We start from the raw sequence: 26,543 nt of genomic DNA, 5'->3' as shown, positions 1-26,543 counted from the left end.
TGCAAGAAGGGTTAAGAGAAAAATCTATCATAGGCCTCCATGTTGCGAATCACTCCCATTTCCGCCGATGGCCGCCGCTGATCGCCGCCGCCGCATCCGCCGCTGGCCCGTTCTGCTTGCCGCCTTGCCGCTGCTGTTCGCGCTCGGGGCGGCGGCCTGGGTGTTCGGCCCGATCAACGACGATCCCCGGCCGCGCCGGCTCGACATCGCCGCCGGCCAGGGACTGCGCGGCGTGGCAGCCCAGGTCGAGCGTTCGACCGGCGCCAATGCGCTGGCGTTCGCGGCGCTGGCCAAGCTGAGCGGCAATGCGCCGCGACTCAAGGCCGGCAGCTATGACGCCGAGCCCGGCATCACGCCCTGGGCGCTGCTGCAAAAGCTGGCGCGCGGCGACGTGGCTTACGCCCAGATCACGCTGGTGGAAGGCTGGACGCTGCAACAGCTGCGCGAACTGCTCGCGCGCAGTGCCGACCTGACGCACGACAGCGCCGGTCTGGCCGACGCCGAGCTGATCGACGCCGTCGGCGCGCGCAGCCTGCCCGGGCTGCCGGCCGAGCCGCTCGGCGCCGAAGGGCTGTTCTTCCCCGAGACCTACCGGTTTGCGCGCATGAGCGGCGAGGTCGCGCTGTTGCGTCAGGCGCATGAGCTGTTGCGCAAGCGCCTCACCGAAGCGTGGGCCGGGCGTGCGCCGGGCGAGATCGTCGCCACGCCCTATCAGGCGCTGGTGCTGGCCAGCCTGATCGAGAAGGAGACCGGACTGGCCGGCGATCGCGGCCGCATCTCCACGGTGTTCCACAACCGCTTGCGCATCGGCATGCCCCTTCAGACGGACCCGAGCGTCATCTACGGCCTTGGCGCGGCATTCGACGGCAATCTGCGGCGCCGCGATCTGCTGGCGGACACGCCCTACAACAGCTATACCCGCACCGGCCTCCCGCCCACGCCCATCGCGCTGGTCGGCGCCGCCGCGCTTCAGGCCGCGCTGCATCCCGAGCCGGGCAGTGCGCTGTATTTCGTGTCGCGCGGCGACGGCAGCAGCGTTTTCTCCGACACCCTCGAACAGCATCAGCGCGCCGTCGATCGCTATCTGCGGCGCAACCGACCATGACGTCTTCCACACCAGCGCGCGGGCGCTTCATCAGCTTTGAAGGCATCGACGGCGCCGGCAAGTCGACCCATCTGGCACGCTTCGTCGCGGCGTTGCGAGCGCGGTTCGCCGCCGAATCCGGTCCGGCGCGCGCCGTCGTCCTCACGCGCGAACCCGGCGGCACGCCGCTCGGCGAGCGGCTGCGCGATCTGCTGCTGACCGAGCCGATGCATCCCGATACCGAGGCGCTGCTGATGTTTGCGGCGCGCCACGAGCATGTGGCCGCGCTCATCGAGCCGGCGCTGGCGCGCGGCGACTGGGTCGTGTCCGACCGCTTCGCCGATGCGACCTTTGCCTATCAGGGCGCCGGCCGCGGCCTCGATGTTGCCCGGCTGGCGCTGCTGGAACGCTTTGCGCTCGACGGCTTTCAGCCCGATCTGACGCTGCTGTTCGATCTCGATCCGGCCATCGCCGCCGCGCGCCGCGCCGCCGCCCGCGCCGCCGACCGCTTCGAGGCCGAAGACCTCGCCTTCTTCGAGCGGGTGCGCGCCGGCTACCGCGCCCGCGTCGTCGCCGATCCGGCGCGCTTCCTGGTCATCGACGCGGCCCGCACGCCGGAGGAAGTCGCCGCCGACATCGATCTGGCGCTCGACCGGGCAGGGCGCGCATGACCGGCGCCATCCAGCCCTGGCATGCGCCGGCGCTCGTCCGCCTCGCCGAGCTGCGCGCGCGCGGCAACTGGCCGCATGCGCTGCTGCTGCACGGCAAGCCCGGCACCGGCCGGCGCGATTTCGCGCGCGCCGTGGCTGCCGCGCTGCTCTGCGAAAACCCGCCGGCCGCGCTGCAAGCCTGCGGCAGCTGCGTGTCCTGCCGGCTCGGCGCGGCCGGCAGCCATCCCGACCTCAAGCTGTTCCGCTCGGCCTGGTTCGAGCATGTGGAAGGCGATGCCGACCCGGCCGACGCCGGCGCCGATGAAGGCGAGGGTGCCGGCAAGCGGCTGTCGCGCGAGATCAACGTGGACACGATCCGCCGGCTCGCCGACTTCGCCGCCATCGCCTCGCATCGCGGCGGCCTGCGCGTCGCGCTGCTCTATCCGGCCGACGCGATGAACCATGTCGCCGCCAACACCCTGCTCAAGACGCTCGAAGAACCGCCGCCCGGCCTCGTCTTCGTGCTGCTGGCCGACACGCTCGACCGGCTGCTGCCCACGGTGCGCTCGCGCTGCCAGGCGGTGGCGCTGGCCGCGCCCGATGCAACTGCGGCCGCCGCCTGGTGGGCCGAGCACGGCGCGGGCCGCGACGCCGCCTTTCTGGCGCTGGCCGATCAGGCGCCGTTCACCGCGCTCGCGCTCGCGCAAAGCCCCATCGCCGCGACCGCCGCGCGGCTGCATGACGCGCTGGCCGATCCGGCGGCGCTCGACATTCCCGCGCTGGCCCGCAGCATCGAGACCGAGCTGCGCCGCGCCGACCGCGATGCGCCGCGCAGCGCCGCCGCCTTCGCCGCCGACCTGGGCACCGTGGTCGGCTGGCTCCAGGGCTGGATACGCGACCTGATCGGCGCCGGCAGCGCCGACAGCCTGCGCTACCATCCGGCGCGCTCGGCGCAGCTGGCCCGGCTGGCCGGCCGCACCAGCCTGCATCGCGCGCTCGACTACGCGCGCTGGCTCACCGAGGCGGCGCGCCATGCACGCCAGCCACTCGGCATTGCCCTGTTTCTCGAAGATTGCCTTGGACGCTATGTCGCGCTGTTCGGCGATGCCTGAAGCCGTCTACCGATTTGCTACCCCGGCCGGCACAATCGCCCCGGCCGGATTTCCCATATCTGCATGGAGGATGAATGTCGAGCGACGCGCCGAACACCGTCATCGCGGGTGACAAGACCGCGCGCCCGGCCGTGCTGGCGCTGTCCATCCGCGAGAAGGCCGCGCTCTACGCCGCCTACATGCCCTTCCTGGCTACCGGCGGCATCTTCGTGCCGACCACCAAGGCCTACAACCTCGGCGACGACGTCTATCTGCTGCTCACGCTCATGGACGATCCGGCGCGGCTGCCGATCGCCGGCCGCGTTGCCTGGATCACACCGGCCGATTCGCACGGCAATCGCACACCGGGCATCGGCGTTGCATTCCCCGACGACGAAACCGGCCAGGCCGCCCGCAACCGCATCGAGACCCTGCTCGCCGGTGCGCTCAAATCCACGCGTCCCACTCACACGCTCTGACGATGTATCAACTCCGCCTCGCCGACCCCTCCGATCTGCCCGCGATCGTCGACATCTACAACTCGACGATCGCGTCGCGGCTGGTCACGGCGGATCTTGAGCCGGTCTCGCTCGAATCGCGCTTCGCCTGGTTCCGCGCACACCAGCGGCTCGAACGGCCGCTCTGGGTGGCCGGCCCGCTCAGTGTCGGTGCCGATGGTGCACCGGCCGCCGAAGCCGGGCAGGGCGATCCCGCCGTGTTCGGCTGGCTCAGCTTCTCCGACTTCTACGGCCGGCCGGCCTATGCGGGCACGGTCGAGGTCAGCGTGTACTGCCACGAAGCCATGCGCGGCCGCGGCATCGGCGGCTTTCTGCTCGCCGCCGCCATCGAGTTCGCGCCGCGCGTGGGCGTGAGCAATCTCATCGGCTGCGTGTTCGGCCACAACACGCCGAGCCTGCGCATGTTCGAGAAGTACGGCTTCACGCGCTGGGGCGATCTGCCGCGCGTCGCCACGCTCGACGGCGTCGAGCGCGATCTGGTCATCGTCGGCCGAAGGGTCTGAGCATGTTCGTCGACTCGCACTGCCATCTCGACTTCCCGGAGCTGGCAGCCGACCTGCCTGCGCTGCTCGAGCGCATGAGCGCGGCCCGCGTGAGCCACGCCATGTGCATCAGCGTCAAGCTCGAAACCGTCGAGCGGGTGCTGGCCATCGCCGCCTCGGCGCCCAATCTGTATGCGAGCGTCGGCGTCCATCCCGACGATGCCACCGTGCTCGAACCCGACGTGGCCACGCTGGTGGCGCTGGCAGCGCGCGAGCGGGTGGTCGCCATCGGCGAGACCGGGCTCGACTACCACTGGCACAGCAATGCCGACCCGGCCGCGCTCGAATGGCAGCGCGAGCGGTTCCGCGTGCACATCCGCGCCGCGCGGGCGGTCGGCAAGCCTTTGGTCATCCACACCCGCAAGGCCGCCGAAGACACCTTGCGCATCCTCGAAGAAGAACGCGCCGCGCCGGCCGACGGCGGCCCGGGCGGAATCTTTCATTGCTTTACCGAAAGTCGGGATATTGCAGAGCGAGCGCTCGATCTCGGATTTCTGATTTCATTTTCCGGAATCGTCACTTTCAAGACTGCCGCCGATTTGCGTGAAGTGGCAGCCTGGATGCCGCTCGACCGGATGCTGATCGAAACCGATTCGCCATATCTGGCGCCGGTGCCATATCGGGGAAAAACCAATGAGCCAGCATATGTGCCGTATGTCGCAGCGGAAATAGCCCGGGTCAGGCAATTACCGGTGGAAGAGATCGCGGCAATTACCGGCGATAACTTCTTCCGACTCATCGGGCAGTCAGGCTGAAAATACGCACGATGTATATTATGTCAAATCAGCGTTTCGTCAGCGCATTGGCGCAGCCCAGATGAACATGCCAATGGCTGCCACCGCCGGCGTCGATTCGACGCTTGGCCAGCGCCTGGGCGCCTTGCAATCGTCCACGCTGTGGTTCGAATTCGCCGGTTTTGCCTTGCTGGCGCTGTTTGGCTCGGCCGTTACCGGCTCGGGCATTCCGGTGCCGCTGCGGTTGCTTGCGCTGGCCGGCTGCATCGTGCTGGCCATCACCGCGCTGGTATCGGCGCTGCGTTCGCCGCGTGGCGTCGCCCGGCGCGCGCCGGTCACGTTCGCGCGCAGCCTGGGCGGTTGCCTGGTGCTGTTCCTGCTGTCGGGCATGCTGCCGCAGCACGCTTGGCTCTGGGCCTGGACCACGATCTTTCTGCTCATCTATTCGCTCACGCTGCCGCGCACGATGGCGGTCGCGAATGCCGCCGTCTACGCCATCGCCTGGGTGATCGGCGGCCGCGTCGATTCGGGCGGCGTGATGCTGGCGACGGTGCTGCTGCTGTTCATCGCCGCCACCGCCGGCCAGTACGTCGGCCATCTCATCGGCCGGGTCGAGCCGGGCTTGGCGATGCTCGATGTCGGCCGTTCCACCATCTTCACCGTGGCCGAGCAAGGCAACGAGCCGTCGCTGGTGGCGGATGTGGAATGGCGCGTGCTGTATGCCAACCGGCCGGCCGGCCAGTGGTTGTCCATCGGCAGCGCCGAGCTGGTCGGCACCGCGGTGACCGATCTGCTCGACCCCGACGATCTGCCAGCCTTCGTGCGCGCAACCCAGCTCGCGGTGGCCGCGCCGCTCACCGCCCAGACCGCGACCGTGCGCATCGGCGGCAACCGCGCGGCGCGGCGGCTCACCGATCTGCGCATCGTCAATCTGCTGCACGACCCGTCGGTTCGGGCCTTCGTCGTGCATTTCGTCGATGCCGAGCCGGGCCAGCTGGCCAAGCTCGCGGTCGAGCGCGAGCGCGAGGTGCTGCGCACCGTGTTCGACGCGATTCCGCTGTCGCTCTACACCAAGGATCTGGCCGGCCGCTATGTGTCGGCCAATCGGGCCAATCTGGCGCGCATGGGCCTCGCCAACCAGGACGATCTGCTCGGCAAGACCGCGCGCGACATCGTCCGGCCCGAGCTGGCGCGTCAGAACGACGAGTTCGAGCGCCGCGTGGTCGAGTCGGGCACGGTGCAGAACGAGCCGCCCTTCACCGGCCTGCTCGGCCCCGACGACCGACGCTGGTTCGAGGTGACGCATGTGCCGCTGCATGCCTCCGACGGCGAGGTGTCGGGCGTGCTCGGCATCGTCGCCGACGTGACCGAGCGCAAGGAGGCCGAGGCACGGCTGGTGTTCCAGGCCGCGCACGATGCGCTCACCGGCCTGCCCAACCGGCGCAATCTGGTCGAGCGGCTGCACGAGATGATCGACGAGGCGCGCGCCGCCAATACCCATCTGGCGCTGATCTTCTGCGACCTCGATTTCTTCAAGGCGATCAACGACATGCACGGCCATGAGCTGGGCGATCAGGTGCTGCGCTCGGTGGCGGCCAGCATCTCGTCCACCTTGCGGCCGACCGACTGGATCGCGCGCTTCGGCGGCGACGAGTTCGTCATCGTCTGCCGGCCGATCCACAGCGCGCCCGAGGGCATGGCGATCGCCGAACGGCTGCTCGAAAGCGTGTCGCGCGAAATCGATGTGGGCGGCATCAAGCTCAAGGTCGATGCCAGCTTCGGCGTGGCCTTCCTGCGCCATGAGCACACCCGCGCCAGCGAGCTCATCCGCGATGCCGACGCCGCCATGTATCTGGCCAAGGAAAAGGGCCGCCACCGCATCGCGGTGTTCGACGACGACCTGCGCCAGCGCACCCTCGCCCGCTCCAAGATGGATCAGGCGCTGCGCTACGCGGTCGAGCGCAACGAGCTGTTCCTGATGTATCAGCCCAAGGTCTCGCTCCAGACCGGCCGCCTCTGCGGCTTCGAGGCGCTGATGCGCTGGAAATCCAAGCAGGGGCTGATTTCGCCGGTCGAGTTCATTCCGCTGGCCGAGGAATCGGGCGCCATCATCCAGCTTGGCCACTGGGCGCTGCGTGCCGCCTGCGCCCAGCTGCATCACTGGCAGACCGAATTCCCGGCGCTCGACGACCTCACCGTGGCGGTCAATGTGTCGGTGCGGCAATTGTTCCAGGAAGGTTTCGTCGATTCGGTCTGTCAGGTCATCGATGAATTCGGCATCTATCCAAGCGCGCTCGAACTCGAAATTACCGAAAGCGCCGCGATGTCCAATCCGGCCCAGGCGGTGCGGCTGCTGTCCGAATTGAAGCGCTATGGCGTGCGGATTGCGCTCGACGATTTCGGCACCGGCTATTCCTCGCTCGCGCATCTGCAAAAGCTGCCGATCGATGTGCTCAAGATCGATCGCGCCTTCGTCAACGGCCTCGGCGTGCATCGTGAAAATGCCGAAATCGCCAAACTGGTGATCGCGCTGGCCAAGACGCTCAATCTCGAAACCGTGGCCGAAGGCGTCGAAACCACCGACGACATGCGCGCGCTGCAACGGCTTCAGGCCGATATCGCCCAAGGCTATCTGTTTTCCAAGCCCATGAGCATCAGCGAGGCCGAGCAGCAATTGCGCATCGGCTCGCCCTATCTCATCTGAATCGGCGCCGCGAAAGCCGGCGGAATCGGGCGGGGCCGGACCTATAATCCGGCCCTTTCGCTTTTGCAGAATTCCGACCGATGACGACCGAACTCCAGACCCTGATCGAAACGGCGTGGGACAACCGCGCCGAACTCTCGCCCGCCAGCGCGCCCGCCCCCGTAGCAGAAGCTGTCGCGCATGTGATCGCCGAACTCGACAGCGGCAAGCTGCGCGTGGCCGAGAAGCTCGACGGGCAATGGACCGTGCATCAATGGGTCAAGAAGGCGGTGCTGCTGTCCTTCCGGCTGGCCGACAACGCGCCGCAAGCCTTCGCCGGCGTGGGTGAAGCGCCCGCCCCCATCCAGTTCTACGACAAGGTGCCGACCAAGTTCGCCGGCTTCAGCGAGGCCGATTTCGCCGCTGCCGGCGTGCGCGTGGTGCCGCCGGCCGTGGCCCGGCGCGGCAGCTTCATCGCCAGGAACGTGGTGCTGATGCCGTCCTACGTGAACATCGGCGCCTATGTCGACAGCGGCACCATGGTCGACACCTGGGCCACGGTCGGTTCCTGCGCCCAGATCGGCAAGAACGTGCATCTGTCGGGCGGCGTCGGCATCGGCGGCGTGCTCGAGCCGCTGCAGGCCAATCCCACGATCATCGAGGACAACTGCTTCATCGGCGCGCGTTCCGAGATCGTCGAAGGCGTCATCGTCGAGGAGAACTCGGTCATCTCGATGGGCGTGTACATCGGCCAGAGCACCAAGATCTACGACCGCGCCACCGGCGAAGTCAGCTATGGCCGCATCCCGGCCGGCTCGGTGGTGGTGTCGGGCTCCCTGCCCTCGGCCGACGGCAAGTACAGCCTGTACTGCGCGGTCATCGTCAAGCGCGTCGATGCGCAGACCCGCGCCAAGACCGGCCTCAACGAATTGCTGCGCGACTGAGTCGTCAACCGATCGGAGGGTTTCCGCATGGCGATGGACCGGCTGTTCCAGCTGATGGCGGACAAGAAGGCGTCCGACCTCTATCTCTCGGCGGGCTCGCCGATCAACATCAAGATTTCCGGCAGCACGGTACCCATCAACCAGCAGGTGATGGATCCGGACAGCATCGCCTCGCTGCTCTCCGAGGTGCTGTCGGAAGAGCGGATGGATCAGCTGCTCGAACATCACGAGCTCAACATCGGCATCCCGATGCGCGGCATCGGCAGCTTCCGGCTGTCGGCGTTCCGGCAGCGCGGTTCGCTGGCGGCGGTGATCCGCTTCATCCCGTTCGACATCCCGGCGCTCGAGACGCTCAACGTGCCTTCGGTGCTGGGTGAACTCATCATGGAACGGCGCGGCCTGATCCTGATGGTGGGCGCGACCGGCAGCGGCAAGACCACGTCGCTCGCCTCGATGATCGACTACCGCAACGAGAAGTCGGCCGGCCACATCCTCACGCTCGAGGACCCGATCGAGTTCCTGTTCAAGAGCAAGAAGTCGGTCGTCAACCAGCGCGAGATCGGCAGCGATGCCGAGTCGCTGAACATGGCGCTCAAGAACGCGCTGCGCCAGGCGCCCGACGTCATCATGATCGGCGAGATCCGCGACCGCGAAACCATGACCGCCGCCCTCGCCTACGGCCAAGCTGGCCATCTGGTGCTGGCCACGCTGCATGCCAACAACGCCTATCACGCGCTCAACCGGGTCATCAGCTTCTTCCCGATCGATGCGCGCAACGCCCTGCTGGCCGACATGGCCACCTGCATCCGCGCCATCGTTTCGCAGCGGCTGCTCAAGGCCAAGGCGGGCGGCCGCGTGCCGGCCTGCGAGGTGCTGCTCAACACCCGCTACATCGCCGAGCTGATCGAGCACGGCAAGGTGCACGACATCAAGGAGGCGATGCAGAACAGCCTGGCCCAGGGCTCGATCACCTTCGAGCAAAGCCTTTACAAGCTGATCGTCGACGAACTCGTGACCCAGGAAGAAGCCGTGGCCAATGCCGATTCGGCCACCAATCTCATCTGGCTCATCAACAACCAGGGCCGCGCGCCCGAAGCCGAAAAACGCGAACCGCCGCCGGAAGAATCCGCCGGTCCGTCGTTCAAGGAATTCACGCTCGAAGTCTGATCGCATGCCCATCACCCTCCACGGCATTCCCAATTGCTCCACCGTCAAGAAGGCGCGCAGCTGGCTTGAGGCGCGCGGCGTCGACTACGGCTTTCGCGACTACAAGAAGCAGCCGCCGACGCCGGCCGAAATCGAAGGCTGGCTTGCCCACCTGAGCCTCGACGAACTCATCAACCGCAAGGGCACGACCTGGCGCCAGCTCGACGACACCCAGCGCGCCGACGCCGCCACGCGCGACGGCGCCATCGCGCTGATGGTCGCCAAGCCGTCGGTCATCAAGCGGCCGCTGGTCGAGGGCGCGAGCGAATGGCTGCTGGGCTTCGACGAGGCGCGCTATGCGCGCGTCTTCGGCTGAGCGCGGCATGACGACGACCACCTTCGATCTCGCCGCCGACCTGATCGCGCGCAACTCGGTCACGCCGGCCGACGCCGGCTGCCAGGCGCTCATCGCGCAACGGCTCGCGCCGCTCGGCTTCGTCTGCGAAACCATCGAGCGCGGCGGCATCCTCAACCTGTGGGCGCGCCGCGGCACGAGCGCGCCGCTGCTGGTGTTTGCCGGCCATACCGACGTGGTGCCGACCGGCCCGCTCGAGCGCTGGACCAGCCCGCCGTTCGCGCCCACGGTGCGCGACGGCAAGCTCTACGGGCGCGGCGCCGCCGACATGAAAAGCTCGCTCGCGGGCTTTGTCGTCGCCATCGAGGAGTTCGTCGCGGCGCATCCAAACCACGCCGGCTCCATCGCCCTGCTGCTCACCGCCGACGAGGAAGGCCCGTCGATCGACGGCACCGTGGCGGTCTGCGAGGCGCTCGCGGCGCGCGGCGAGAAGCTCGACTACTGCATCGTCGGCGAGCCCACGTCGGTCGATGCGCTCGGCGACACCATCAAGAACGGCCGGCGCGGCTCGCTCAGCGGCAAGCTCACGGTGCGCGGCGTGCAGGGCCATGTGGCCTATCCGCATCTCGCGCGCAACCCGGTGCACCTGATTGCCGGCGCCCTCGCCCGCCTCGCGGCCGAACGCTGGGACGACGGCAACGAGTTCTTCCCGCCGACCAGCTTCCAGATCAGCAACGTCCACGCCGGCACCGGCGCCACCAATGTGGTGCCCGGCGAATGCGTGGTCGATTTCAACTTCCGCTTCAGCACCGAAAGCACGCCCGACAGCCTCAAGTCGCGCGTCGCCGCGCTGCTGGCCGCCGAAGGCCTCGACGCCGAACGCGACTGGTCCATCGCCTGGACGCTCGGCGGCGAACCCTTCCTCACCGGCCGTGGCGCGCTGTGCAATGCCATCACCGCCGCGATCAAGGCCGAAACCGGCCTCGACGCCGAACTCAGCACCACCGGCGGCACCTCCGACGGCCGCTTCATCGCCAAGATCTGCGCCGAAGTTGTCGAGTTCGGCCCGGTCAACGCCAGCATCCACAAGCTCGACGAGCACATCGACGTGGCCGCCATCGAGCCGCTCAAGAACGTCTACCGCCGCACTCTCGAAGCCCTGCTCGCGGCCTGAAACTCATCAAAGACCTCCCCATGCAACACGAGCAAGCCCGCGCCGAACTGCGCACCGTGCGCGACCTGCTGCGCTACGCCGTCAGCCGTTTTGGCGCCGCCAAGCTGGCCTTCGGCCACGGCAGCGCCACCGCCTTCGACGAAGCCGCCTATCTCATCCTGCACACGCTGCATCTGCCGATCGACACGCTCGATCCCTTCCTCGATGCGCGCCTGCTGCCGACCGAGGTCGATGCCGTGCTCAACGTCATCCACCGTCGCGCCGACGAGCGCGTGCCGGCCGCCTATCTCACCGGCGAGGCCTGGCTCGGCGAATTCCGCTTCCTGGTCGATGAGCGCGTGATCGTGCCGCGCAGCTTCATCGCCGAATGGCTGCGCGACGGCTTCACGCCGTGGATCGAGGAGCCGGCCAGCGTCGGTCGCGTGCTCGACCTGTGCACCGGCTCGGGCTGCCTCGCCATCGTCGCGGCGCATCTGTTTCCCAATGCCCAGGTCGATGCGGTCGACATCTCGCCGGCGGCGCTCGAGGTGGCGCGCAGCAACGTCGCGCTCTACGGGCTTGAGGACCGGGTGCATGTCGTCGAATCCGACCTGTTCGCGCGGCTGCACGGCGAGAAGTACAACGTGATCCTGACCAACCCGCCCTACGTGCCCACCAAGTCGATGGACGCCCTGCCCGCCGAATACCGCCACGAACCGGCGCTCGCGCTCGGTGCCGGCGCCGACGGGCTCGACGTGGTGCGCCGCATCATGGCCGACGCGCCGACCTATCTGGCCAAGCGCGGAATCATGGTGGTCGAGGTCGGCCACGAGCGCGACGCGGTCGAAGCCGCCTGGCCGCGCATGCCGATGACCTGGCTCAGCACCAGCGCCGGCGACGACATGATCTATCTCGTCGACCGCGACGCCCTCGTGTCGTGATCCGCTTCATCGATCTGGCGCTGCGGCGCGGCAGCAAGCTGCTGTTCGACCATGCCACGCTGCAAATCCACCCCGGCGAGCGCGTCGGCCTCGTGGGCGACAACGGCAGCGGCAAGTCGTCGCTGATGGCGCTGCTGCTGCACGAGGTGGTGCAGGACGCCGGCGAGGTGGAAATGCCGGCCGTCTGGCGCGTGGCCCATGTGGCCCAGCACACGCCCGACAGCGACACCTCGGCGCGCGATTTCGTGCTCGACGGCGACATCGAATTGCAGCAGCTCAACCGCGAGCTGGCTGCCGCCGAGGAAGCCCACGACGGCAACCGCATCGGCGAGCTGCATGCGCGCCTCGCCGACCACGGCGCCTACACCGCCACGTCGCGCGCCGAATCGCTGCTGCTCGGGCTCGGCTTCCAGATCGACCAGCTCGCCTCGCCGGTCAGCAGCTTTTCGGGCGGCTGGCGCATGCGGCTCGCGCTCGCGCAGACGCTCATGCGCCAGAGCGACCTGCTGCTGCTCGACGAACCGACCAATCACCTCGACCTCGATGCCATCGTCTGGCTCGAAGGCTGGCTGTCGCGCTATGCCGGCACGGTGATCGTGATTTCGCATGACCGCGACTTTCTCGATGCGGTCGCGCGCTCGATCTGGCATCTGGACAATCGCAGCATCAAGCGATTCGGCGGCAATTACTCCACTTTCGAGCGCGAGCGCGCCCAGCAATTGGCGGTGCAGCAGGCGGCATTTGCGCGCCAGCAGATTCAGGTCGCCAAGCTCGAAAGCTTCATTACCCGCTTCAAGGCAAAAGCCACCAAGGCCAAGCAGGCGCAAAGCCGCGTCAAGGCATTGGAGCGGATGGAATTGATCGCGCCGGCGCATGCCGCCAGCGCACTCGAATTCGAATTTGCCACGCCCGAATCGAGCCCGAGCCCGATGCTGCAATTCGAGGCCGGACGCTGCGGTTATGGCGACAAGGTCATTCTCGACGGCGTGAACATGGTGATCGTGCCGGGCCAGCGGATCGGCCTGCTCGGCGCCAATGGCCAGGGCAAATCGACGCTCATCAAGACGCTGGTGGGCGAAATCGCGCCGCTGGCCGGCACGCTGCGGCCGGCCAAGGGATTGCGCATCGGCTATTTCGCGCAATACGAGGTGGAACGGCTGCGCGCCCACGACACGCCGCTCGATCACCTCGGCCGCATTGCGCGCGCCGAAGACCCGAATGTGCGCGAGCAGGTGCTGCGCGACTTTCTCGGGCGTTTCGATTTCTCGGGCCCGATGGCCACCTCGCCGATCGGCCCGTTTTCGGGCGGCGAAAAGGCCCGGCTGGCGCTGGCCTGCGTGGTGTGGGGCAAGCCCAATCTGCTGCTGCTCGACGAGCCGACCAATCACCTGGACCTCGAAACCCGGCATGCGCTCACGATGGCATTGGCGCAATTCGACGGCACGGTCATCGTGGTTTCGCACGACCGGCATCTGCTGCGCTCGACGGTGGATGAATTCCTGCTGGTCGCGCACGGCAAGGTCGAGCCCTTCGACGCCGATCTGGATGAATACGAAGCCTGGCTGCGCCGCAATCGGCCCAATGCCGATGCCACGCAAGGCGACGCAAAAGCCGCAGCGAAAGAAGCGCGCATCGAATCGGCTGAGGAACGCAAGGCGCGCAAGAAGGACGAGGCCGACGAGCGCAAGCGCCGGCAGGAGCAGCGCAAGCCGCTCGAAAAGCGCATGGCGGCTTGCGAAAAGGAAATGGAACGCGCGACCGCCGAGCGCGACCGGCTGGATGCGCAGATGGCGGCGGCGGAAGACCCCGCGATCGACTGGACCGCGCTGATGAAACAGCGCGCGGCGGCGCAGGCGGCGCTCGATTCGGCGGAGAGCGACTGGCTGGAGTGCGCGGCGGCGATCGAGGCGCTGGACGCGGCATCGCAGTAGCCGGGCCGATCCGGCGCGCCGCGCCCAAACATCCAAGGCCCAGCTTCGTCTACTCGGGACAACGACCCGAGGAAAGCGATGCTCATCACCCATTCGCAACGCCGCGCCGCGAGCCTGCTCGCGCTGCTGTCGGCCTTCGCCGTGCCGGCCGGTGCCGGCGACGGCATCGAGCTGCGCCGCACCGGCGACGACATCGTCCATGTCCGGGCCGCCGACTGGCGCGGCCTCGGCACCGGCATCGGCTATGCCCAGGCGCAGGACGCGCCTTGCACGCTCGCCGAAGCCTTCGTCACCTTTCGCGGAGAACGCTCGCGCCACTTTGGCGCCGAGGCGCGACCCGCGCGCGATTCCACCTTCGGTCGGCCGACGAATCTGGAACTCGACGTGTTCTTCAAGGTTTTCGCCGACGACGAGCTGGTGGCGCGCTACCGCGCGGCCCAGCCGGTCGAGCTGCGCGAACTCATCGACGGTTATGCGCGCGGCTACAACCGCCGCATCGCCGAGCTGCGCCAGCACCGCGATGCCGCCGGCGCCCCCGCCTGCGCGCACGCGCCCTGGTTGAGCGCCATCGCGCCGGCTGACATCTATCGCCGGCTCTACGCCGCCAATCTCGCGGCCGGCTATGCCCATTTCATTCCCGAGATCGTCAACGCCGCGCCGGCAACGCAGCCGGCGCCGGCCGCCGATCTCGGCGCCCGTCTCGCGCACCGCATCGGCGACCGCGACGGCATCGGCAGCAATGTGCTGGCCTTCGGTGGCGCGGCCACCCAGGGCGAGGGCGGCGTGCTGTTCGGCAATCCGCACTGGTACTGGGGCGGGCCGGACCGCTTCTGGCAGATGCACCTGAGCCTACCCGGCGCCATCGATGTGGCCGGCGTCGCCTTCCTCGGCGTGCCGGTGGTGATGATCGGCTTCAACCGGGACGTGGCCTGGAGCCACACCGTGTCGGCGGCGCGGCGCTTCGGCCTGTTCGATCTCACGCTCGATCCGGCCGACCCGACGCGCTATCTGGTCGACGGCGTGTCGGAGCCGATGCGCGAACGTGTCGTGACGATCGAGCTGCGCGGACCCGGCGGCGCGCCGCGGCGGATCGAGCGGCGCGTCTACCTCACCCGCCACGGCCCGGTGGTCGATCTCGGCGCGCGGCATCCGGCGCTCGGCTGGGGCCGCGACCATGCGCTCGCGCTGCGCGACGTCAATGCCGACAACTTCGGCGTCTTCGCCAATTTCCTCGACTGGGGCCGCGCGCGTTCGCTCGACGAGTTCGCCGCGATCCAGCGCCGCAACCTCGCCGTGCCCTGGGTCACCACCGCCGCCATCGGACGCGGCGACGCGCGCGCATGGTTTGCCGACATCGGCGCCGTCCCCGACGTGCCCGACGAACTGCGCGCGGCCTGCGTCACCGAACGTGCGCGCGGCTTCGCCGCCATCGATCCGCTGACGCCGGTACTCGACGGCAGCCGCAGCGCCTGCGACTGGCGCACCAGCGCCAACGCCCCCCGGCCCGGCAGCCTGCCGGCCAGTGCGCAACCCGGCCTCTGGCGCGCGGACTACGTGGCCAACATGAACGACAGCTACTGGCTCGCCAACCCGAGCCAGCCGCTCGAAGGCTATGCAAGCGTGCTCGGCGGCGAGCGTCAGGCCTTGTCGTGGCGCGGCCGCGCCGGCCATGCGCTCGCCCAGACGCTGCTCGCCAGCCCGCTGCCGGCACGCGATTTCGCCGCACGGCTGCGGTCGGCCGTGCTCGCCGGCCGGCCGCACACCGCCGAACTGTTCCGCGACGCACTGGTGGCCGGCGCCTGCGCGCCATCGGCGGCCGGGCGCGCTGCGGGCCCGGCCGCGACCGTCACGCCAAGCCTCGACGAGGCCTGCGCGGTGCTGCGCCGCTGGTCGCTCGGCGCCGATGCCGGCGATCGCGGCGCGCTGCTCTGGGAAAGCTTCTGGACCGGGCTCGACGGCCCCGATGGCGAGACGCTGTTCGCCACGCCGTTCTCGGCCGCCGCGCCGCTCGCCACCCCGGCCGCGCCGCGCGCCACCGATCCGCGCGTCGCCCAGGCGCTCGGCGCGGCGGTGCTCGACTTCCGTCGCAAGGGCTGGCGGCTCGACCGGCCGCTCGGCCGGGAACTGCGCGTCGATCTCGCCGGCACGCCGCTGCCGCTTTACGGCGGCTGCCCGGCGCTGGGCCATTTCACCGTCAACTGCTCGGCCGACGACAGCCATGTGCTCGACGCCAACGCCATCGCGAACAGCTATCTCCAGGTCGTGAGCTTCGGCGCCGACGGCGTCGCCGCGCACACCCTGCTCGCCCACGGCCAGCGCGAAACCGCCCTTGCCGGCGGCGCCGGCGCCGCGCCGGTGCGGCGCTATGCGCGCCGCGACTGGCTGCGCTTTCCGTTCACCGACGCGCAGATCGCCGCCGATCCGGCGCTGCGGGTGCGGCAGCTCGCGCCCTGACCGCGCGCCGCCGGCCCGAACAATTCCGGCGCTCGCTCGTCATCCCGAACCGAGCGGTGGCCGCACCGGCCGCCGCGCCCCTTGCCCGAGGAAGCGAACGACATGAACAGCAGCTGCTTCGACCGCGACGGCGAAACCTTCGTCGTGCTCGTCAACCATGAAGACCAGTACTCGATCTGGCCCGACTGGAAACCGGTACCGGGCGGCTGGACCGTCGTCGCCGGCATCCACGGCGACAAGCGCGCGGTGCTCGACCACATCGACCGCCTCTGGACCGATCCGCGCCCGCGCTCGCTGCGCGAATGGATGGACGCCAACGCCGCGCCGTCCGCCGATCCCGGCCTTGCCGCCGACCGCTGAGTCGCGCGCCCGACCCTCCGCCGCGCCAGCCGCCACCCTTGCCCGAGACGAGCCCATGACCGCCCCTTCCAGCGCCGGCCCCGCGCCGCGCAACTTCGTCAGCCAGCTGCGCACGCTGGCGGCCACGCGGCCCGACGACCGCGCCCTGGTGATCGTCGCCGAGCGCGACGGCCAGCCGCACGACACGCCGATCGGCTACGCCGCGCTCGACCGTCGCGTGCGCGCGCTGGCAGCGCGCTTGCAGTCCGGCTTCGCGCCCGGCGAACGCGCGCTGCTGCTGCTCGACAACGACGACCACTATGTCGTCGCCTTCCTCGCCTGCCTTTATGCCGGCCTCATCGCCGTGCCGGTGTTTCCGCCCGAATCGGGCCGGCCCCAGCACATGGCGCGCCTGCTCGGCATCGCCGCCGACGCCGAGGCGCGCTGCCTGCTGACCACGCGCGCGCTGCTCGACCTGATCGGCGGCACGGTCGAAGGCTTTGCCGGCGCGGCCGTCGTCGCGGTCGACGCCACCGACCCGACCCGCGCCGACGACTGGCAGCCGCGCGAGCCCGGCGCCGACGACCTCGCCTTCCTGCAATACACCTCGGGCTCGACCGCGGCGCCGAAGGGCGTGATGGTCAGCCACGGCAACCTGATGGCGAACGAGCGCGCGATCGAGGCCGGACTGGCGGTCGGCGCCGACGACGTCTTCGTGTCATGGCTGCCGCTGTATCACGACATGGGTCTCATCGGCGGGCTGCTGCAACCGCTCCATCGCGGCATTCCGGTCGGGCTGATGACGCCACGCTTCTTTCTCGAACGGCCGGCGCGCTGGCTCGAGGCCATCGCGCGGCTGCGCGGCAGCATCAGCGGCGGGCCCGACTTCGCCTACCGGCTTTGCGTCGAGCGCGTGCGTCCGGCCCAGATCGCGGCGCTCGACCTGTCGTGCTGGCGGCTCGCGTTCTCGGGCGCCGAGCCGGTGCGGCACGACAGCCTCGCGGCTTTCGTCGCCCATCTCGCGCCCTCGGGCTTCGACGCGCGCGCGGTCTATCCCTGCTACGGCCTGGCCGAGGCGACGCTGTTCGTCACCGGCGGCCGGCGCGGCGCCGGTCTCGACGCGCGCCGCTTCGCGGCAACGGCGCTGGCCGCCGGCGCCGCCATCGAATCCGCCGATCCCGCGGACCGGCCGCTCGTCGCCTGCGGCGCCCCGGCGCCGGAGCATGCCGTCGCCATCGTCGATCCGGTCAGCCATGCCGCGCGGCCCGAGGGCCAGGTCGGCGAGATCTGCGCCGCCGGACCGAGCATCGCCGGCGGCTACTGGCGCCGCGCCGAGGCCAGCGCCCGGACCTTCGTCGAGCGGGACGGCCGGCGCTGGCTGCATACCGGCGACCTGGGCTTCCTCCATCGCGGCCAGCTCTACATCACCGGGCGCGCCAAGGACCTCATCATCCTGCGCGGCCAGAACATCTATCCGCAGGACATCGAGCGCGCGGTCGAGGACGAGGTGGAAGCGGTGCGCAAGGGGCGCGTCGCCGCGTTCGCGGTCACCCAGCCCGACGGGATCGAGGGCGTCGGCCTGGCCGCCGAGGTCTCGCGCGGCTTGCAGCGGCTGGTGCCGGTCGACACGCTGGTCGAGGCCCTGAGCCGCAGCGCCGGCACGGTCTGCCGCGAGCCGCCGGCGCTGCTGCTGCTGCTCAACCCCGGCGCGCTGCCGCGCACCTCGAGCGGCAAGCTCCAGCGCAATGCCTGCCGCGAGGGCTGGCTGGCGGGCACGCTCGACAGCTATGCGACGGTGGAATTCGGCCAGCGCCGCGCGCCGCCGGCCGACGCGCAGGCCGAGCGCGCCGCTCCCGCCGCGCCGACCGCCGTCGCCACCGACGACGATGCCGGCGAGCTGGCGGCACTCTGGCGCGCGGCGCTGCGCCGCGCCGACGCCGCGCTCGGCAACACGCATTTCTTTGCCGCCGGCGGCGACTCGCTGGCGGCGGTCGAGCTCGCGGCCGGCATCGGCGCGCGCTGGAAGCTCGACTTCCCGGTGCGGCGCGTGCTGGCGGCGCCCTGCTTCGACGAGCTGCTGGCCGACCTGCGCGCAGCCCGCGCCGGCGCCGCGCCGCTCGCCGGCATCCCGGTGCTGGCGGCCGAGCGCCGCGCCGGCCCGCTCGCGCTGTCGCATGCGCAGGAGCGGCAGTGGTTTCTCTGGCGCCTCGATCCCGCCAACCCGGCCTATCACGTCGGCGGCGCGCTCGATCTGGACGGCCGGCTCGAGGTCGGCGCGCTGCGCGCCGCGCTCGCCGCGCTGGTGGCGCGGCATGAATCGCTGCGCACGGTGTTCCGCCCGGTCGCCGACGGCAGCGCGGCCCAGTTCGTGCTGCCGCCCGCGCCGGTCGCGCTGCCGGTCCTCGATCTGCGCGCCCTGCCGGATGCCGACCGCGCGGCCGAGGCCCGCCGCAGCGCCCGCGCCCTGGTCGATGCCGGCTTCGATCTCGCGCAGGGGCCGCTGCTGCGCGCCCTGCTGCTGCGGCTCGCCGACGACCGGCATCGGCTGGTCGTCGTGCTGCATCACATCGTCTGCGACGGCGCATCGATGCAGCTGTTCGTCGACGAGCTGGCCGACGGCTACGCCGCCCGGCTGGCGGGCCGCGCGCCCGCGCGCGCGCCGCTGGCGGTGCAATACGCCGACTACGCCGCCTGGCAGCGCGCGCGTCTCGCGGCCGGGCTGGCCGAACGCGAGCTGGCCTGGTGGCGCGCGCAACTCGGCACCGTCCATCCGGTGCTCGCGCTGCCGACCGACCGACCGCGCGCCGCCACCGGCGCGCGACACGCGGCGCGTCATGCGGTAGCGCTCGATCCGGCGCGGGTCGCCCGCCTGCGCCAGTGCGCGCGCGACGGCGACTGCACGCTGTTCATGCTGCTGCTCGCGGGCTTCCAGCTGCTGCTCGCGCGCGAAACCGGCGCGCGCGAGCTGCGCATCGGCGTGCCGGTCGCCAACCGCGAGCATCCGGACACCCACGGCCTGATCGGCTATTTCGTCAATCTGCTGGTGCTGCGCGGCAGGATCGATCCGCGCATGACGCTGGCCGAGCTGCTGGCCGCCACCCGTCGCGCCACGCTCGAAGCGCAGGCCCATCAGGAACTGCCGTTCGAGCAGCTCGTCGACGCGCTGCAGGTGGAACGCAGCCTGAGCCATGCGCCGCTGGTGCAGGTGGTGTTCAACCATTTGCGCCACGACCTGGCGCGCCAGCCGCTGCCCGGCGTCGTCATGACCCGGCATCGGCTCGACGATCCGGCGCCGCAATACGAGCTGGTGCTCGACGCGGTCGAGGACGGCGCGGGTGGGCTCGGGCTCGACCTCGCCTATGCCGCCGACCTGTTCGAGCCGGCCCGCATCGCGGCGTTGGCCGCGCGCTATCTGCGCCTGCTCGACGCCTTCGCCACGCGGCCGGCGACGCCGGTCGGCGCGCTCGACCTGCTCGACACCGACGACCATGCGCGGCTGGTGTACTGGAGCCGCGCCGCGCCCGAGCCCTTCGATCCGGCGCCGGTGCATGAGCTGATCGCGCGCCAGGCGCACGCCAATCCCGCCGCGCGCGCGCTCGTCTTCGGCGACCGCGTCGTCACGCGGGGCCAGCTCGATCGCCGCGCCAATGCCCTCGCGCACCGGCTGCGCGCGCTCGGCATCGGCCCGGAGCGCCGCGTCGGCGTGCTGCTCGAACGCGGCCCCGAGCTGGTCGTCGCGCTGCTCGCGGTGCTCAAGGCCGGCGGCGCCTATCTGCCGCTCGATCCGGCCGCGCCGGCGGCCCGGCTTGCCGCCACGCTCGACGACGGCGCAGTCGCGCTGCTCGTCTCCACCGGCGCGCTCTGCAAGGGCTTGCAGGCCGGCGCCGAAACCCGCCGGCCGCTGCTCGATCTCGACGCGCTCGACCTCGACCTCGACCTCGACGCCGGGCCGCCCGCCGGCGCGCTGCACGACGCCAGCCTCGCCTACGTGATCCACACCTCCGGCTCGACCGGTCGGCCCAAGGGCGTCGCCGTCGCCCACGGGCCGCTGAGCCGACATTGCCAGGCCACCGCCCGGCTCTACGAGATGGATGCCGACTCGCTCGAGCTGCACTTTCTCTCGTTCAGCTTCGACGGCGCTCATGAGCGCCTGTTCGCCACGCTCGGCTGCGGCGCCGCGCTGCTGCTGAAGGACGCTGCGCTGTGGCCGCCCGAGCACATGCTCGACATGATCGAGCGCCACGGCGTCAGCCATCTCGCGCTGCCGCCGGCCTATCTGGTCCAGCTGGCCGCCTGCGCGCGCGCCACCGGCCGCCGGCCGCCGCTGCGCGGAATCGCCTTCGGCGGCGAAGCCATGCCGCGCGAAGGCTTCGAGCAGGTACGCGCTGCGCTGCGGCCACGCTGGCTCGTCAACGGCTACGGGCCGACCGAGACCGTCGTCACGCCGATGCTCTGGAAGGTGTCGGCCGACACGCCCTGCCCGAGCGCCCAGGCGCCGATCGGCCGGCCGGTCGGCGAGCGCCGCGCCCATGTCCTCGACGCCGACCTGCTGCCGGTCGCGCCGGGCGTTGCCGGCGAGCTCTACCTCGGCGGCGCCGGGCTTGCGCGCGGCTATCTCGGCCGCCCCGGCCTGACCGCCGAGCGCTTCGTCGCCGATCCCTTCTCCGCGAGCGGCGGGCGGCTCTACCGCACCGGCGACCGCGTGCGCTGGCGGTCCGACGGCCAGCTCGAATTCCTCGGCCGCATCGACCAGCAGCTCAAGCTGCGCGGCTTTCGCATCGAGCCGGCCGAGATCGAGGCGCGCCTGCTCGCGCTGCCCGGCATCGCTGCCGCCGTCGTGCTTGCGCGCGCCGACGGCCCGGGCGGCGCAGTCCGCCTGGTGGCCTATGTCGCCGGGTCCGGTCCCGAGCGTCCCGATCCGCGCGCGCTGCGCCGCGCGCTCGCGGACAGCCTGCCCGACTACATGGTTCCGGCCGCCTTCGTCGTGCTCGACGCCCTGCCGGTCAATACCGCCGGCAAGCTCGACCGGAGCGCCCTGCCCGCGCCCGAGGCGCCGGCCGAGGCCGACCGCGTCGCGCCGGTCGGCGATCTCGAAGAACGCCTCGCCGCGCTCTGGTCGCTGACGCTCGGCGTCGACTCGATCGGCCGGCACGACAACTTCTTCGAGCTGGGCGGCCATTCGCTGCTGCTGCTCGAGCTGCACCGGCGCATCCAGACGCTGCTCGGCAGCAGCCTCCCGGTGAGCGACCTGTTCCGTTTCCCGACCGTCGCGACGCTCGCCGCCCATCTCGCCGGCGCGGTCGGCGCCGAAACCGCGGCGGCCGAGCGCGCCGCCGCGCGCGCCCAGCGCCAGCGCGCCACCTTCCTGCCCCGCAAGCCCGCCATCGACAGGACACCGACGTGAGCTCTCTCCCGCAAGACAGCACCGGCATCGAGATCGCGATCGTCGGCATGGCCGGCCGCTTTCCCGGCGCCGACGACATCGACGCCTTCTGGCGCCTGACGCGCGACGGCGTGGAGGCCGTCACCGCGCTCGACGACGCCGCGCTGCGCCGCGCCGGCGTGCCGGAGTCGGCGCTCGCCGACCCGGCCTATGTGAAGGCCGCCATCAAGCTCGACGGCATGGACCGCTTCGACGCCGGCTTCTTCGGCTATTCGCCGCGCGATGCCGACCGGCTCGATCCGCAGCACCGGTTGTTTCTCGAAACCGCCTGGCTGGCGCTCGAACATGCGGGTCATGCCGGCAGCGCGCGCCCCGCCTCGGTCGGCGTCTATGCCGGCTGCGGCGCCAACCTCTATCTGCTGCGCCATCTGCTGCCCGGCGCCGACCTGAGCAACGGTGCCGACATCGCCACGCTGCTCGGCCTGCTCAACGGCAACGACAAGGACTCGCTCGCCACCCGCGTCGCCTACAAGCTCGACCTGCGCGGACCGGCGATTTCGGTGCAGACCGCCTGCTCGACCTCGCTGGTGGCCGTCCATCTCGCCTGCCGGGGGCTGCTCAACCACGAGGCCGACATGGCCCTGGCCGGCGGCGTCTGGCTCAACCTGCTGCAGGACGGCGGCTACCGCCATCAGGCCGGCGCGATCCTGTCGCCCGACGGCCATTGCCGCGCCTTCGACGCCGCCGCCGCCGGCACCGCGATCGGCAGCGGCGTCGGCATCGTCGTGCTCCGGCGGCTCGCCGACGCGCTTGCCGACGGCGACACCGTGCATGCGGTCATCAAGGGCTCGGCCATCAACAACGACGGCGCGGCCAAGGTCGGCTACACCGCGCCCAGCGTCGAGGGCCAGGCCGAGGTGATTCTCGCGGCCCAGGCCATCGCCGGGGTGGCGGCCGACAGCCTCGGCTATGTCGAGGCCCACGGCACCGGCACCGCGCTCGGCGACCCGATCGAGCTCGCCGCGCTCGGCCTCGCCTTCGACGGGCAGACGCGGCGGCGCGGCTTCTGCGCCATCGGCTCGGCCAAGACCCAGATCGGCCATCTCGACGCGGCCGCCGGCGTGACCGGGCTGATCCGCGCCACGCTCGCGCTGCGCCATCGCACGCTGCCGCCAAGCCTCAACTTCTCGCGCCCCAATCCGCGCATCGATTTCGCGGCCAGCGCCTTTCACGTCAACACCCAGGCCCGGCCCTGGCCCGCCGGCCCGACGCCGCGCCGCGCCGGCGTCAGCTCGTTCGGCATCGGCGGCACCAATGCGCATGTGGTGCTGGAGGAAGCCCCGGCGCAGTCGCGCGCGCCACTGCCGCCACGGCTGCGCGAATTGCGCCTGTCGGCGCGCAGCGCCGGCGCGCTCGACGCCGCCGTGGCCGGCCTTGCCGAGCATCTGCGCCAGACCCCCGGACTCGATCTGGCCGACGTGGCCCACACGCTGCGCCACGGCCGGCGTGCCTTCGCCCATCGCGCCGTGCTGCTCGCGCGCGACGGCGACACCGCGGCGCAAGCCCTTGCCGGTCCTGCCGCCCCCGGGCTGGCGCGCGGCGTCGTGCTGTCCGAGGCGCCGTCGGTGGCCTTCCTGTTTCCGGGCCAGGGCGCGCAGACCGCCGGCATGGGCCGCGCGCTGCTGGCCGCCGATCCGGTATTCCGCGCCACGCTCGAACGCTGCTGCGCCCTCGTCGCGCCCTGGCTCGACATCGACCTGGGCGCGCTGCTGATCGACGCGCCGGTCGACGATCCCGCGACCGCCGCCCGGCTCGGCCAGACCGCCGTGACCCAGCCCGCGCTGTTCGCGGTCGAGTACGCGCTCGCGCAAGGCTGGATCGCGCGCGGTCTCCAGCCCGACGCGCTGCTCGGCCACAGCCTCGGCGAGTACGTCGCCGCCTGCCTCGCCGGCGTGTTCACGCTCGACGAGGCGCTGCGCCTCGTGGCGGCGCGCGGCCGGCTCATGCAGGCCTGCGCGCCGGGCGCGATGCTCGCGGTCGGCCTGGCCGAGGCCGAACTCGGCGCCTGGCTCGCCGCCGGCTGCGACCTGGCCGCCGTCAACGCGCCCGGCCAGTGCGTGCTGTCCGGCCCCGGTCCGGCCATCGACGCCGCCGAAGCCGCGTTCGCCGCGCGCGGCGTGCTCGCGCGCCGGCTGCCGGTGTCGCATGCCTTCCACTCGGCGCTGGTCGAGCCGGCGCTCGCCGCCTTCCGGCGCGAGCTGGCCGGCTGCCAGCTGCGGCCGCCGCGCATTCCGGTCGTCTCCAACGTCACCGGCGCCTGGCTCGACGCGGCCGACGCGACCAGTCCCGACTACTGGCTGCGCCAGCTGCGCGGCACGGTGCGCTTCGCCGACGGCATCGCGACCCTGCTGGCCCGGCCCGACCGCGCCCTGCTCGAAGTCGGCCCCGGCACGACCCTGGGCACGCTCGCGCGGCGCCAGCTGGCCGACGGCGACGCGCGCCCGGTGCTGGCCAGCCTGCCCGGCACCGGAGGCGCGACCGACGGCGCCGACCCGCGCGCCGACTGCCTCGCCCGGCTCTGGCTCGCCGGCATCGACACGCCAGACGTGCCCGAGCCCGGCGCCCGGCGCATTCCGCTGCCCGGCTATGCCTTCGAGCGCGGCTCGCACTGGATCGCGCCGCCGGCCGCCGGGGCCGCGCCCGGCAGCGATGCCGACCGGCCGCGTCCGCTCGACGACTGGTTCCATCTGCCGGCCTGGCGCCGCGCCGATGCGCTGCCGGTCCGCGCCGGCGCCGATCCGCTCGCCGACGCGGTGGTGCTGGTGCTGGCCAACGACGGCGCGCTCGCCGAACGCATCGTCGCCCGGCTCGCGACGCGTGCGCGCCGCGTGCTGGTCGCGGCCTGCGGCCCGGGCCTAGAACGGGTCGACGCGACCCGCTACCGGCTGCGCCCCGATGCGCGCGCCGACCATGCGCGACTGCTGGGCGACATCGCTGCCGAGCACGGACCGGTCGGCGCGGTCTGCCATCTGTGGAGCCTTGACATGGAAATGCCGAGCCACGACGCGGCCGTGGAACGCGGCTTCTTCGGCCTGCTGGCGCTGCTCCAGGCGCTCGATGCCGGCCTGCCGAGCGCCGGCCGCCGCCTGCCGCTCACCGTGATCGCCAACCAGATCGAGGATGTCGGCGGCAACGAGCCGCTCTGCCCGGCCAAGGCGCTGCTGACCGGGCTCGCGCGGGTGGCCGGCCAGGAAGCGCCGGCGCTCGACTGCCGCGTCGTCGATCTGGATTTCGCGGCCGGCGCCGGCGACGCGGCGGCGCTCGACCGGCTCGCGGCGGCGGCCTGCGCCGAGATCGGCGCGCCCGACGCCGTGCCGCTGGTGGCGCTGCGCGGACCGCATCGCTGGCTGCGCGGCTTCGAGCCGGCGTGCCGGCCGGCCGGCACGCCGCGGCTGCGGCGCCACGGCTGCTACCTCATCACCGGCGGGCTCGGCGGCGTCGGCTTCGCGCTGGCGCAGGCGCTGGCGCGCGACTGGCAGGCCCGGCTGGTCCTGCTCGGCCGCTCGGCCCTGCCGCCGGCCGAGGAATGGGCCGCGCGCCATGCGGCCGCCAGCCCCGGCTCGGCCGAACGACTGCGGCTCGGTCGGCTGCTGGCCCTGCGCGCGCTCGGCGCCGAGCTGCTGGTCGTCGAAGCCGATGTCGCCGACCGCGCCGGCTGCGATGCCGCGCTGCGCGCCGCGCGCGCGCGCTTCGGCCGCATCGACGGCGCGATTCACGCGGCCGGCATCGCGGGCGGCGGCGTCATCGCGCGCCGCCGCCCGGCCGAGGCGCGCGCGGTGCTGCGGGCCAAGGTCGAGGGCACGCGCACGCTGGCCGCGCTGCTCGCCGCCGACCGGCCCGACTTCCTGCTGCTGTGCTCGTCGATCAGCGCCTTTGCGGGCGGCTTCGGCCAGGCCGACTACGCCGCCGCCAACGCCTTCCTCGGCGCGTTCGCGGCCCGCGCGGCGCGCCAGGGCGACACGACGGTGCTGGCGGTCGACTGGGATCTCTGGCGCGACACCGGCATGGCCGCCGGCCGGCCGCTGCCGGCGGCCGGCGGCATCGACCCCGAGCGCGCCGGCGAACTGCTCGCGCGCCTGCTGGCCGGGCCGGCCGGCGCGCGCCTAATCGTGTCGACCGACGACCTCGCGCGCCAGCTCGCGCGCGCCGGCACCGGCGAGCTCATGGACGAGCTCGCCGCCGGCCTGCCCGCCACGCCGGTCGCGCCGCGGCGCCATCCGCGCCCCGCGCTGCCGCATGCCTTCACCGCGCCCGAGGGCGAACTGGAGACGGCGCTGGCCGAGCTGTGGAGCGGCTTTCTCGGCATCGACGCGATCGGCGCCGACGACAACTTCTTCGAACTCGGCGGCGACTCGCTGCTCGCGATCCAGCTGCTCGCCCGCGTGCGCCAGAGCTTCGGCGTCGAGCTGCACCCCGGCGACTTTCTCAAGACCCCGACCGTGGCCGCGCTCGCGCGGCGCGTCGAGACCCGGCTGCTCGACGAGATCGAGTGCGCCGAGGCCGCGTCCGACTCCGTTCCTCTCTGAGCCCAGCCT

Annotated in this window: 17 protein-coding genes; all 17 read left to right on the top strand. The window is 71.5% G+C overall.

Annotated elements, in window-relative coordinates; genetic code table 11:
• Positions 1 to 67: 67 nt before the first annotated feature.
• Entirely contained in the window at positions 68 to 1,105 is a 1,038-nt protein-coding gene (gene mltG, locus B9P64_RS10375) for an endolytic transglycosylase MltG (RefSeq protein ID WP_085316172.1), read from the top strand.
• Positions 1,102 to 1,755, top strand: a complete 654-nt coding sequence (gene tmk / locus B9P64_RS10370; protein ID WP_085316171.1) for a dTMP kinase — start codon at positions 1,102 to 1,104, stop codon at positions 1,753 to 1,755. The genes mltG and tmk overlap by 4 nt, the downstream gene beginning before the upstream one ends.
• Complete coding sequence (locus tag B9P64_RS10365; protein WP_085316170.1) at positions 1,752 to 2,846, top strand: hypothetical protein; 1,095 nt, start codon at positions 1,752 to 1,754, stop codon at positions 2,844 to 2,846. The genes tmk and B9P64_RS10365 overlap by 4 nt, the downstream gene beginning before the upstream one ends.
• Positions 2,847 to 2,920: 74 nt before the next feature.
• A complete protein-coding gene (locus B9P64_RS10360; RefSeq protein ID WP_085316169.1) occupies positions 2,921 to 3,304 on the top strand; it encodes a PilZ domain-containing protein in 384 nt (127 codons plus the stop codon).
• A complete protein-coding gene (locus B9P64_RS10355; RefSeq protein WP_407919687.1) occupies positions 3,301 to 3,846 on the top strand; it encodes a GNAT family N-acetyltransferase in 546 nt (181 codons plus the stop codon). The genes B9P64_RS10360 and B9P64_RS10355 overlap by 4 nt, the downstream gene beginning before the upstream one ends.
• A gap of 2 nt (positions 3,847 to 3,848) precedes the next feature.
• The gene (locus B9P64_RS10350; RefSeq protein ID WP_085316167.1) at positions 3,849 to 4,640 is read left to right on the top strand and encodes a TatD family hydrolase; all 792 of its coding nucleotides are present in this window, start codon (positions 3,849 to 3,851) and stop codon (positions 4,638 to 4,640) included.
• A gap of 73 nt (positions 4,641 to 4,713) precedes the next feature.
• Positions 4,714 to 7,323: an EAL domain-containing protein gene (locus tag B9P64_RS10345; protein ID WP_176256791.1), complete on the top strand. Its 2,610-nt coding sequence runs from the start codon at positions 4,714 to 4,716 to the stop codon at positions 7,321 to 7,323.
• Positions 7,324 to 7,403: 80 nt separating this feature from the next.
• Positions 7,404 to 8,246, top strand: a complete 843-nt coding sequence (gene dapD, locus B9P64_RS10340; RefSeq protein WP_085316165.1) for a 2,3,4,5-tetrahydropyridine-2,6-dicarboxylate N-succinyltransferase — start codon at positions 7,404 to 7,406, stop codon at positions 8,244 to 8,246.
• A gap of 27 nt (positions 8,247 to 8,273) precedes the next feature.
• Positions 8,274 to 9,413, top strand: a complete 1,140-nt coding sequence (locus tag B9P64_RS10335) for a PilT/PilU family type 4a pilus ATPase (protein ID WP_085316164.1) — start codon at positions 8,274 to 8,276, stop codon at positions 9,411 to 9,413.
• 4 nt (positions 9,414 to 9,417) lie between these two features.
• Positions 9,418 to 9,768: an arsenate reductase gene (locus B9P64_RS10330; RefSeq protein ID WP_085316163.1), complete on the top strand. Its 351-nt coding sequence runs from the start codon at positions 9,418 to 9,420 to the stop codon at positions 9,766 to 9,768.
• A gap of 7 nt (positions 9,769 to 9,775) precedes the next feature.
• Positions 9,776 to 10,921, top strand: a complete 1,146-nt coding sequence (gene dapE, locus B9P64_RS10325; protein ID WP_085316162.1) for a succinyl-diaminopimelate desuccinylase — start codon at positions 9,776 to 9,778, stop codon at positions 10,919 to 10,921.
• A gap of 20 nt (positions 10,922 to 10,941) precedes the next feature.
• On the top strand, positions 10,942 to 11,841 hold the full coding sequence (gene prmB, locus B9P64_RS10320) for a 50S ribosomal protein L3 N(5)-glutamine methyltransferase (protein WP_085316161.1): 900 nt from the start codon (positions 10,942 to 10,944) through the stop codon (positions 11,839 to 11,841).
• The gene (locus tag B9P64_RS10315; protein WP_085316160.1) at positions 11,838 to 13,772 is read left to right on the top strand and encodes an ATP-binding cassette domain-containing protein; all 1,935 of its coding nucleotides are present in this window, start codon (positions 11,838 to 11,840) and stop codon (positions 13,770 to 13,772) included. The genes prmB and B9P64_RS10315 overlap by 4 nt, the downstream gene beginning before the upstream one ends.
• Before the next feature lie 78 nt (positions 13,773 to 13,850).
• Positions 13,851 to 16,226 carry a penicillin acylase family protein gene (locus B9P64_RS10310; RefSeq protein ID WP_085316159.1) on the top strand — a complete coding sequence of 792 codons (2,376 nt, stop codon included), beginning with the start codon at positions 13,851 to 13,853 and terminating at the stop codon, positions 16,224 to 16,226.
• A 102-nt stretch (positions 16,227 to 16,328) separates the two neighbouring features.
• Positions 16,329 to 16,586: an MbtH family protein gene (locus tag B9P64_RS10305; protein WP_085316158.1), complete on the top strand. Its 258-nt coding sequence runs from the start codon at positions 16,329 to 16,331 to the stop codon at positions 16,584 to 16,586.
• 55 nt (positions 16,587 to 16,641) lie between these two features.
• Positions 16,642 to 21,969 (top strand): non-ribosomal peptide synthetase, encoded by a 5,328-nt coding sequence (locus B9P64_RS10300; protein WP_085316157.1) that lies wholly within the window; start codon positions 16,642 to 16,644, stop codon positions 21,967 to 21,969.
• Positions 21,966 to 26,534 (top strand): type I polyketide synthase, encoded by a 4,569-nt coding sequence (locus tag B9P64_RS10295; RefSeq protein WP_085316156.1) that lies wholly within the window; start codon positions 21,966 to 21,968, stop codon positions 26,532 to 26,534. The genes B9P64_RS10300 and B9P64_RS10295 overlap by 4 nt, the downstream gene beginning before the upstream one ends.
• Positions 26,535 to 26,543: the final 9 nt, after the last annotated feature.

Origin of the sequence: Derxia lacustris (assembly GCF_002105195.1) — a bacterium.
Taxonomy (GTDB): Bacteria; Pseudomonadota; Gammaproteobacteria; order Burkholderiales; family Burkholderiaceae_E; genus Derxia; species Derxia lacustris.
This window is presented reverse-complemented; position numbering and strand designations above follow the sequence as displayed.

What these genes read in the sequence shown, in the direction of transcription:
- B9P64_RS10300 (WP_085316157.1), top strand. Translation starts at nt 16,642, where the DNA reads ATGACCGCCCCTTCCAGCGCCGGCCCCGCGCCGCGCAACTTCGTCAGC.
- B9P64_RS10335 (WP_085316164.1), top strand. Translation starts at nt 8,274, where the DNA reads ATGGCGATGGACCGGCTGTTCCAGCTGATGGCGGACAAGAAGGCGTCC.
- B9P64_RS10330 (WP_085316163.1), top strand. Translation starts at nt 9,418, where the DNA reads ATGCCCATCACCCTCCACGGCATTCCCAATTGCTCCACCGTCAAGAAG.
- prmB (WP_085316161.1), top strand. Translation starts at nt 10,942, where the DNA reads ATGCAACACGAGCAAGCCCGCGCCGAACTGCGCACCGTGCGCGACCTG.
- mltG (WP_085316172.1), top strand. Translation starts at nt 68, where the DNA reads ATGGCCGCCGCTGATCGCCGCCGCCGCATCCGCCGCTGGCCCGTTCTG.
- B9P64_RS10360 (WP_085316169.1), top strand. Translation starts at nt 2,921, where the DNA reads ATGTCGAGCGACGCGCCGAACACCGTCATCGCGGGTGACAAGACCGCG.
- B9P64_RS10305 (WP_085316158.1), top strand. Translation starts at nt 16,329, where the DNA reads ATGAACAGCAGCTGCTTCGACCGCGACGGCGAAACCTTCGTCGTGCTC.
- tmk (WP_085316171.1), top strand. Translation starts at nt 1,102, where the DNA reads ATGACGTCTTCCACACCAGCGCGCGGGCGCTTCATCAGCTTTGAAGGC.
- B9P64_RS10350 (WP_085316167.1), top strand. Translation starts at nt 3,849, where the DNA reads ATGTTCGTCGACTCGCACTGCCATCTCGACTTCCCGGAGCTGGCAGCC.
- dapE (WP_085316162.1), top strand. Translation starts at nt 9,776, where the DNA reads ATGACGACGACCACCTTCGATCTCGCCGCCGACCTGATCGCGCGCAAC.
- B9P64_RS10345 (WP_176256791.1), top strand. Translation starts at nt 4,714, where the DNA reads ATGGCTGCCACCGCCGGCGTCGATTCGACGCTTGGCCAGCGCCTGGGC.
- B9P64_RS10310 (WP_085316159.1), top strand. Translation starts at nt 13,851, where the DNA reads ATGCTCATCACCCATTCGCAACGCCGCGCCGCGAGCCTGCTCGCGCTG.
- B9P64_RS10365 (WP_085316170.1), top strand. Translation starts at nt 1,752, where the DNA reads ATGACCGGCGCCATCCAGCCCTGGCATGCGCCGGCGCTCGTCCGCCTC.
- dapD (WP_085316165.1), top strand. Translation starts at nt 7,404, where the DNA reads ATGACGACCGAACTCCAGACCCTGATCGAAACGGCGTGGGACAACCGC.